Origin of the sequence: Micrococcus sp. ACRRV, from assembly GCF_022346985.1 — a bacterium.
GTDB lineage: Bacteria > Actinomycetota > Actinomycetes > Actinomycetales > Micrococcaceae > Micrococcus > Micrococcus porci.
Genome location: NZ_JAKRNH010000093.1, coordinates 1 through 9,360, shown reverse-complemented (window position 1 = coordinate 9,360; position 9,360 = coordinate 1). Strand labels below are relative to the sequence as shown.

Annotated in this window: 6 protein-coding genes; 5 read left to right on the top strand and 1 reads right to left on the bottom strand. The window is 74.9% G+C overall.

The genetic code is table 11. The features are described 5' to 3' along the window. A partial coding sequence (locus tag MHY29_RS09515; RefSeq protein WP_239240612.1) for a prolyl oligopeptidase family serine peptidase occupies window positions 1-1,689 on the top strand: 1,689 nt, incomplete at its 5' end. A 70-nt stretch (window positions 1,690-1,759) separates the two neighbouring features. On the opposite strand, the gene MHY29_RS09510 is transcribed toward MHY29_RS09515, so the two are convergent. After that, on the bottom strand, window positions 1,760-3,652 hold the full coding sequence (locus MHY29_RS09510; RefSeq protein WP_224356513.1) for a glycoside hydrolase family 15 protein: 1,893 nt from the start codon (window positions 3,650-3,652) through the stop codon (window positions 1,760-1,762). Window positions 3,653-3,804: 152 nt separating this feature from the next. On the opposite strand from MHY29_RS09510, the gene MHY29_RS09505 reads away from it, so the two are divergent. From MHY29_RS09505 to MHY29_RS09490, 4 genes are all read left to right on the top strand, one after another. Next, window positions 3,805-5,211, top strand: coding sequence for a glucose-6-phosphate dehydrogenase (locus MHY29_RS09505; RefSeq protein ID WP_239240609.1), 1,407 nt, complete (start codon window positions 3,805-3,807; stop codon window positions 5,209-5,211). Between the two features lie 228 nt (window positions 5,212-5,439). Next, window positions 5,440-6,414, top strand: a complete 975-nt coding sequence (locus MHY29_RS09500; protein ID WP_224356511.1) for a 1,4-dihydroxy-2-naphthoyl-CoA synthase — start codon at window positions 5,440-5,442, stop codon at window positions 6,412-6,414. 31 nt (window positions 6,415-6,445) lie between these two features. Beyond that, window positions 6,446-8,011, top strand: a complete 1,566-nt coding sequence (locus MHY29_RS09495; protein ID WP_224356510.1) for an aspartate:alanine exchanger family transporter — start codon at window positions 6,446-6,448, stop codon at window positions 8,009-8,011. A 66-nt stretch (window positions 8,012-8,077) separates the two neighbouring features. After that, window positions 8,078-9,259, top strand: a complete 1,182-nt coding sequence (locus MHY29_RS09490) for an AMP-binding protein (RefSeq protein WP_224356509.1) — start codon at window positions 8,078-8,080, stop codon at window positions 9,257-9,259. Window positions 9,260-9,360: the final 101 nt, after the last annotated feature.

Sequence of the window (9,360 nt, the reverse complement as noted above, 5' to 3'; positions counted from 1 at the left end):
CGGGAGATCGCCACGGGGACGGACCTGCCGGACGTGGTGCCGAACATCGCCCCCGGGGTGCGCTTCGACCGCTCCGGCACCCGCCTGATCTACACCGTGTGGGACGAGACGTGGCGGCCGTACCAGGTGCGCGTGCACACGCTCGGCACCGACGCCGCCGAGGACGCCGTGCTCTACGAGGAGTCCGACCCGGGCATGTGGACCGGGTTCGACGCCTCCGCGGACCGCACCCAGCTGCTGATCGGCGTCGGGAACTCGGAGGTCTCCGAGACGTGGGCCGTGGACCTGCCCGTGGACGCCTCCCCGCTGCCCGCCCCGCGCGTGCTGGTGCCCCGCACCGCCCGGATGCTGGCCGACGTCGAGCCGTTCGACATGGACGGCCGGCGCCGGCTGCTGATCGTGCACGACCGCCTCGCCGACGGCACCACGGCTCCCAACGGGATGCTGTCGATCGTGGACGAGGCCGACGTCGCCGACCGCGACGCCTGGCGCCCCGTGGTCCCGCACGCCGACGACGTCCGTGTGGACGGCGTGCTCGTCACCCGCACCCACGTGGGCCTGGCCGTGCGCCGGGACACCACCCCGCGCGTGCTGATCGCCCCGCTGGAGGGGCTGCGCGAGGGCTCCGCGCCCGCCTGGACCGAGCCCTCGTTCGACGAGGAGCTCTACATGTGCCGCCTGGCCGGGGTGAACCTCGACTCCCCGTTCCTCCGCCTGTCCTACGCCTCCTGGACGACGCCCGCCCGCGTGCTGGACGTCGTCGCCGCCACCGGCGAGGTGCGCCTGCGCCGCGAGGTGGAGGTCCCCGGGTTCGACCGCGAGGACTACGTGGCCGAGCGCTGGTGGGCGCCGGCGTCCGAACCGAGCTCGTTGACCGGCGAGCAGGTGCGGATCCCGCTGACCGTGATCCGCCGGAGGGATGTGGCCCAGGACGGAACCGCCCCGGCCGTGGTCTACGGCTACGGCTCCTACGAGATGTCCATGGACCCGGTGTTCGGGGTGGCGCGGCTGTCCCTGCTGGACCGCGGCGTCGTCTACGTCGTGGCGCACGTACGCGGTGGCGGCGAGCTGGGCCGGGCCTGGTACGAGGACGGCAAGAAGGCCGCCAAGCGGCACTCGTTCACCGACTTCGTGGACGCCACTCGGTTCGTCGCGGACTCCGGCTGGGTGGACCCGGCGCGGATCGCCTGCACGGGCGGCTCGGCCGGCGGGCTGCTCATGGGCGCGGTGCTGAACCTGGCCCCCGAGCTGTACCGGGCGTGCCTGGCCGTGGTCCCGTTCGTGGACGCGTTGACCTCGATCCTCGACCCGGACCTGCCGCTCTCCGCCCTGGAGTGGGAGGAGTGGGGCAACCCGATCGAGGACCCGGAGGTGTACGCCACCATGAAGGCGTACACGCCCTATGAGAACGTGCGGGCCGTGGACTACCCGGCCATCGCGGCGGTGACCTCGCTCAACGACACGCGCGTGCTCTACGTGGAGCCCGCCAAGTGGGTGGCGCAGCTGCGCCGCACCGTCACCTCGGACCAGACGACGCCGATCGCCGCCGGCGGCTCCCCGATCCTGCTGCGCACCGAGATGGACGGCGGCCACGGCGGCGCCTCCGGCCGGTACCAGGGCTGGGAGGACACCGCCTGGGAGTACGCGTTCCTGCTCACCGCCCTCGGCGCCACGGCGCGAGTGGACTGACCGAGCGGCGCGTCGTCCGTTCCGCGCACGACGGCGGGCGGCGCGCCGTCCACCTCGCGCACGGAGGCGGTCACTCGGCGGCCCGGGCGTCCTCCGCGCACTCCTCGAGCGCGTCCACGGCGCGGATGAGGCCCAGGTGGGAGAACGCCTGGGGGAAGTTGCCGGCCATGCGGCCCCGGTCGTCGTCGTACTCCTCGGCCATGAGGAACAGGTCGTTGGCGCAGTCGTCGAGGCGCGCCATGAGGCGCTCGGCGTCCTCCACGCGCCCGGAGCGGGCGTACTGCTCCACGAGCCAGAAGGCGCACATCATGAACGGCGCCTCTTCCCCCGGCAGCCCGTCCATGCCCGTGGCCCGGTAGCGGCGCACCAGTCCCGTCTCCGTCGTCAGGTCCCGCTCCACCTGGGCGACGGTGGCGAGCATGTGCGGGTCGTCGTGGGGCAGGAACCCGGTGTGCGGGATCTGCAGCAGCGAGGCGTCCGTCTCGTCGGAGCCGTAGGTCTGTCGGAACGCGCCGTCCTCCTGCACGCCTTCCGTGAGGATCTCCTCGCGCAGCTCGTCCCGGACGCGCTCCCACTCGGCAGTCTCCTCCTCGGTGGCGTCCAGCCCGTGTTCGCGGACGCCGTGCAGGGCGCGGTCCAGGGCGGCCCACATCATCACGCGGCCGTGCGTGAAGTACGCGGGCTCCCCGCGCATCTCCCACAGGCCGTGCTCCTTCGTGTCCCGGTGGGCCAGCACGCGCTCCACGAGGCGCTTCTGCAGGGGCCAGGACCACTGGTCCTCGTCCACGCCGGCGTCCCGCAGCCGGTCCAGTGCCAGCATGACGGTGCCGATCACGTCCGCCTGCCACTGGTCCGCGGCGCCGTTGCCCACGTTCACCGGGGTGGAGCCCTCGTAGCCGGGCAGGTGCCCCAACTCCCGCTCCGGCATGCGCCGCTCGCCGGAGAGCGTGTACATGATCTGGATGTTGTCCTTCGGCTCCCCCGCGATGGCCCGCAGCAGCCAGTCGCGCCACTGGGCGGCGTCGTCGGTGTGGTTGTGCGCCATGAGCGCCTCCAGGGTGAGGGAGGTGTCCCGCAGCCACACGTAGCGGTAGTCCCAGTTGCGGACCCCGCCGATGTCCTCCGGCAGCGACGCCGTCGGGGCGGCCACGATCCCGCCCGTGTTTTCGTGGGTCAGGCCCTTGAGCACCAGCAGGGACCGGGCCACGCGCTCGGCGCGGGGACCGCGGGCGCGGGGATCGCCCAGCCACTCGACCCAGCCGGTGACCGTCTTCTCCAGGGCGTGCTCGGCGTCGGGGGCGGCGGGGGCCGTGGTCCACGCGGGGTACCAGGCCAGGGTCCACGCCTGGGACCGGCCCTCCTCCAGGCGGGTGGACCCGCGGTGCCTCATCCCGTCCGGGCGCAGGTCCGGGCCGTGCACCGCGAGCGCGTCGCCGCCGGCCACCACGGCGAGGAACTCCTCCCCCGCGGGGTCCTCCTGCCGGGACACCCACGGGGTGACCTCGCCGTAGTCCAGCCGCGCCCGGATCCACTGGTCGACCTCCACGGTGCCGGACGTGCAGCGCACCAGGCGCACCAGGTCCGCGCGGCGCAGGGGACCCTCCCCCTCGCCCATGAGGATGCCGACGTCGTCCGCGTCCACGACGCCGGAGCCGGCGTGGTCCGCGAGCGGCATGAAGTCGAGGACGTCGGCCTCGCCCTCGGGGCCCCGCCAGCGGGTGCGCAGGACGAGGGTGCCGGGCAGGTAGGCGCGTTCGACGACCTCGCCGTCGGCGATGCCCAGGCTCCACTGCCCGTGCTCGGGCGCCCCCAGGAGGGAGGTGAACACGGAGGGCCCGTCGAAGCGCGGCAGGCAGAGCCAGGTGACGTCTCCCGCGCGGGTCACCAGCGCGCCGGAGTGCTGGTTGGAGAGGTACGCGTGGTCCTCGATGAGTGGGGAGGCGGGGGCGGTCTGCGCGGTCATGCCCTCCAGTGGACCATCGGCGACGCGCGGGCCGCCAGGACGGACCGGCGCACCCGGACCGCTGGGGGTGGGCCCTGGCCGGGGCGCCTTCGAGGCGGCGGCGGGGAACACTGGCCGGGACCGTTCCCGCCGTCCGCCTCGAAGGAGCACCTATGGCCTCCGCCGACACCGCCGCCCGTGACGTCGCCCTGATCATCCTGGGCGCCACCGGCGACCTCACCTCCCGGCTGCTGCTGCCCGGCCTGGGCCGGGCCCTGGCCGCGCACGAGATGCCCCGCGTGACCCTGGTGGGCTCCGCGCGCTCCGAGCACGGCGAGGACGAGTGGAGGACGGTGGTCCGCGAGGCCCTGGCCGAGACCCCGCTGGACGCCGACGCCGCCGAGGACCTGGCCGGCCGGGCCGTCTGGTGCGCCGCGGACGCCTCGGACCCCGACGACCTGCGCGGCCTCTTCGCCGCCGCGGCCGAGGCGGTGGGGAGCGACGACGTCGTGCCGGTGGTGTACTTCGCGGTCGGCCCGGGAGTGGCGGAGCAGGCCGTGGAGGCCCTCGGCGGGATGGACGACGTGCCGGAGGGGCTGCGTCTGGCCCTGGAGAAGCCCTTCGGGCGGGACGAGGAGAGTGCCCGCCGCCTCAACGCCGCCCTCGCCGAGGTGGTGGACGAGGACCGCATCTTCCGGGTGGACCACTTCCTGGGCGAGTCCATGGTCACGGCGCTGGTCGGGCTGCGCACCGCCAACCGGACCCTGGCGCGCGTGTGGAGCGCGGCGGACGTGGAGCGCGTGGACGTCGTGGCGGACGAGTCGATCGCCCTGGAGGGCCGCGCGGAGTTCTATGACGGCACCGGCGCACTCCAGGACATGCTGCAGTCCCACCTGCTCCAGGTGCTCGCCATGGCCGCCCTCGAGCCGCCGGCCCGCGTGGACGCGGCCGGGCTGCAGGGTGCCGTCGTCGAGGTGCTGCGCACCACCCGCCTCTGGGACGACGACGCCGCGGCCTCCTCGCGCCGCGCCCGCTACACCGCGGGCGTGCTGGACGGCACGCGCACCCCGGCCTACGCGGACGAGGAGGGCGTGGACGCCTCCCGCGGGACAGAGACCCTGGCGGAGGTGACCCTCGCGGTGGACACCGACCGCTGGCGCGGCGTCCCCTTCCGGCTGCGCTCCGGCAAGGCGCTGGCGGAGACCCGCTGGGAGGTGATCCTGACCCTGCGCGCCCCGGAGGACGTGCCCGAGGGGCTCTCCGCGGCGGGGCGTCCGGAGCGGATCGTGGTCGGGCTGAACCCGCGCGGGGTGAGGGTCGAGCTCGCCGTGGACGGCGCCGACACCCCGTTCGACGCCCGCCGCACCCCGCTGGCCGCCGAGCTCGGGGCCGAGCGCGTGGACGCCTACGGCGAGGTGCTGCGCGGGCTCCTCACCGGCGACCCGCTGCTGAGCGTGGCCGCCGAGGCGTCCGAGCTGGGGTGGAAGATCCTCGAGCCCGTGATCGCCGCCTGGGAGGCGGACGAGGTGCCCCTGGAGGAGTACCCGGCCGGGTCCGCCGGTCCGGAGGGCTGGGACTGAGGCCCACCGGCCGCTTCCGTTCGAGAAACGAACGGCGTGTCGACCGCTTTCGTGCGTGACGCGGACGGCGGCCCGGGATGCCGTCCCGGCACCCCGACGACGACGGGCGTCCACCGTCCGTGGTGACCGCCCGTCGTCGTGCCCGCCGTCCGTTTCTCGAACGACAGCATCCCCGGAGGCATCCATGTCACGAACGAAAACGCGGTCGTCGCCACTACAGTGCTGAGCATGACCGAGTCCACCCCGCACCACGACCGCGACCGCCTCCCCGAGAAGGTCTCCGACGTCTTCGACCCCACCCGCTGGCGCGTGGTGGAGGGCTTCGAGTTCGAGGACATGACCTACCACCGGCAGGTGGAGCGCGACGCCGACGGCCGCTGGGTGCGCGACCTGCCCACGGTGCGCATCGCCTTCGACCGCCCCGAGGTCCGCAACGCGTTCCGCCCCGGCACGGTGGACGAGCTCTACCGCGCGCTCGACCACGCCCGCATGACCCCGGACGTCGGCACCGTGCTGCTCACCGGCAACGGCCCCTCCCCCAAGGACGGCGGCCACGCGTTCTGCTCCGGCGGGGACCAGCGCATCCGCGGCCGCGACGGCTACCGCTACGCCGAGGGGGAGACGGCCGAGACCATCGACCCGGCCCGCGCCGGACGCCTCCACATCCTCGAGGTCCAGCGCCTGATGCGGAACTCCCCCAAGGTGGTCATCGCCGTCGTGAACGGCTGGGCGGCCGGCGGCGGCCACTCGCTCCACGTGGTCGCGGACCTGACCCTGGCCTCCCGCCAGCACGGGAAGTTCAAGCAGACGGACGCCACCGTGGGCTCCTTCGACGCCGGCTACGGCTCGGCCCTGCTCGCCCGCGAGGTGGGCCAGAAGCGCGCCCGGGAGATCTTCTTCACCGCCCGCGAGTACTCGGCCGAGGAGATGGTGGCCATGGGAGCGGTGAACGAGGCCGTGGACCACGAGCGCCTCGAGGAGGTCGCCCTCGAGTACGCCGCGGACATCAACCGTCAGTCCCCGCAGGCCATCCGCATGCTGAAGTTCGCGTTCAACCTGCCCGACGACGGCATGGCCGGCCAGCAGGTGTTCGCCGGCGAGGCCACCCGCATGGCCTACATGACGGACGAGGCCGTGGAGGGCCGGGACGCGTTCCTCCAGAAGCGCGACCCGGACTGGTCCGCCTTCTCGTACTACTTCTGACCGACCACCACGGCAGGACGGAGACCCGCCCATGCTCGCACTGCTCAACGACCAGCCCATCCTCGTCCTCATGGCCACCGTCGCCCTGGGCGCCGCCGTCGGCACCATCCCCCTGGGCAAGATCCGCCTCGGCGCCTCCGGAGCACTGTTCGTGGGCCTGCTCGTCGGGGCGGTGCTGCCCGACGTCGGCCACCGGCTGGCCCTGTTCCAGAGCTTCGGCCTGGCCCTGTTCGCCTACCTGATCGGGCTCGGCGCCGGCAAGGTGTTCTTCCGGGACCTGCGCCGCAACCTGCCCCTGATGCTGGCCGCCGTCGTCGTGGTGATCCTCACCGCCTTCACGGTGCACCCGCTGGCCGCGCTGCTCCACCTGGACCTGCCGACGGCGATCGGCGTGTGGACGGGTTCGCTCACCGCGACGCCGGCGATGGCGCTGGCGAACCAGCTCACCGGCGGGCAGGCCCCGGCCGTGGGCTACGGGCTGTCCTACCTGGTGGGCGTGGTCGGCACCATCATCGCGATCACCCTGCTCGCCGCCCGCCCGTGGAGCAGCTCCCCGCGCGATCCGGCGCCGGTGACCGACGGCAAGCTGCGCTTCACCGCCGCGGCCGCCACCTCCGCCCTCGCCGTGCGGGAGATCCCGGGGATCTCCGAGGGGCTGGTGCGCGTGGTGGCGCTGCGCCACGGCGGCGTGGCCCGGATCGCCGGCTCCGCCGACCGGATCGAACCCGGGGACGAGGTCGTCCTGGACGGCACGGAGAAGAACATCGACGCGGCCGTGCAGGCCTTCGGCCGCCGCACCGACGCCGACCCGGCGCGGGTCATGAACCCGCTGCAGACCTCCATGGTCATCGTCACGGCCCGCGCCCTGGCCGATCGCCGCCTGGGCACGCTGTCCCTGCGCGAGCGCTTCGGCACCGACGTCGCCCGGCTGCGGCGCGACGACGTCGAGTCGCTGGCCACCCCGCAGACCGAGCTCAAGGTCGGCGACCGGGTGCTCATCGTGACCACCGCGCCGCGGATGGAGGCGGTGCGCGACTTCTTCGGCAACTCGACCCGGGGGCTCTCGAACCTGGACTGGATCTCCCTGGGCACGGGCATGGCGCTGGGCTACCTGCTGGGCATGGTGACGATCCCGCTTCCGGGCGGAGCCTCCTTCTCCCTCGGCCCGGCGGCCGGGTGCATCCTCGTCGGCCTCGCCCTCGGTGCGATCGGCCGCACCGGACCCACGGTGTGGGAGCCCTCCACGGAGATCGCGCTGACGCTGCGGCAGTTCGGCCTCATGCTCTTCCTGGGCGTGGTGGGCCTGGCCGCCGGCCCGGCGTTCATCGAGACGGTGTTCACCCGGGTCGGCGGGCTGGCCATCCTGATGTCCGCCGTGCTCACCGCGCTGACCGCGGCCCTGCTCATCGCCGCGGCACGGCTGCTGGGGCAGTCCGTGGATCGCACCTTCGGGGCGCTGGCGGGCATCACGGGCCAGCCGGCGATCCTGGACTACGCGCTCTCCCGGTCCACCGACGCCCGCGTGACCGAGGGGTACGCCCAGCTGTTCGCGCTGATCATGGTGGTCAAGATCGCCACGGTGCCGTTCATGCTCTGACCGGCCGGGCGGATCCGGTCCACCGGGCGGGTCCGTCCGACCGCCGGGCCTCCTACACTCGGGGCCATGCCCGCCACCGCCGACGCCCTCGCCCGCGCCACGGACGCCCTCGCCGCGGCCTTCGACGGCGGGGCCCCCGTCGAGCTGACCGCCGACGGCGCCGTCCTCCCCCGACCCGAGGCCCGCGACCCGCGCCGCTGCGGCGACCCGGACGCCGTCGCCGTGGTGCGCACCTCCGGGTCCACGGGCACGCCGAAGCAGATCGTCCTGACCGGCGCGGCCCTGCGCGCCTCGGCCGCGGCCACGGCCCGGCGGCTCGGGGGCGAGGGGGCGTGGCTGCTGGCCCTCGGCGTGCACTACGTGGCCGGGCTCGCCGTGCTCTCCCGCTCGATCGCGGCCGGGACCGCACCCGTGGCCCTGCCCCCGGGCCCCTTCACGCCCGCGGCGTTCGCCACCGGGGCGGCCGCCCTGCCCGACGACGCCGGCCCCCGGCTCGTCTCGCTCGTCCCCACCCAGCTCGCGCGCCTCCTGGCGGCCGACGCCGACCCGGCCGGGCGGGCGGCCCTGCGCTCCTTCGACCGCGTGCTCGTGGGCGGTGCCCGGCTCGATCCCGCGCTGCGGGCCGCGGCCGAGGCGGCGGGGGTGCGCCTCACCGCCACCTACGGCATGGCCGAGACGTGCGGCGGCTGCGTCTACGACGGCGTGCCGCTGCCCGGCGTCGCCGTCGCGGTGGCCCCGGACGGCCCCGACGCCCCGCCGCGCGTGCGCCTGGCCGGGCCCATGGTGGCGGCCGGCTACCTCGACGACCCCGCCCGCACCGCCGCCCACTTCGTCCCCGCCGCGGACGGCGCCCGCGCCTTCCTGACCGAGGACACGGGCGTGCTCTCCCCCACGGACGACGGCGGCGTGCGGCTGGCCGTCACCGGCCGCCTGGACGACGTCGTCATCACGGGCGGGGTGAAGGTGTCCGCGGCCGCGGTGACCGCGGTGCTCGAGGCGCACCCGGGCGTCGCGGCGGCCCACGTGGCCGGCGTGCCGGATCCCGAGTGGGGCGCCCGGCTGTGCGCCGCCGTCGTGCCCGCCCACCCGGCCGCGGCCCCTGACGAGGCCGTCCTGCGCGCCCACGTGCGCGCGGCGCTGGGTGCGGTCGCGGTGCCCAAGACGTGGCTCGTCCTCGACGCCCTGCCGCTGCTCTCCACCGGCAAGACCGACCGGCAGGCCCTGGCCGCCCGGTTCACCGCCGGCTGAGCGTCGCCCCGCCCGCGTGGGAGAATGACCCGGGCCCGGCCGACGTCGTGCCCCGGCCGCGCTCCGCCGTCGACCCGGCCCGCCGCGCGCCGATCCCCACC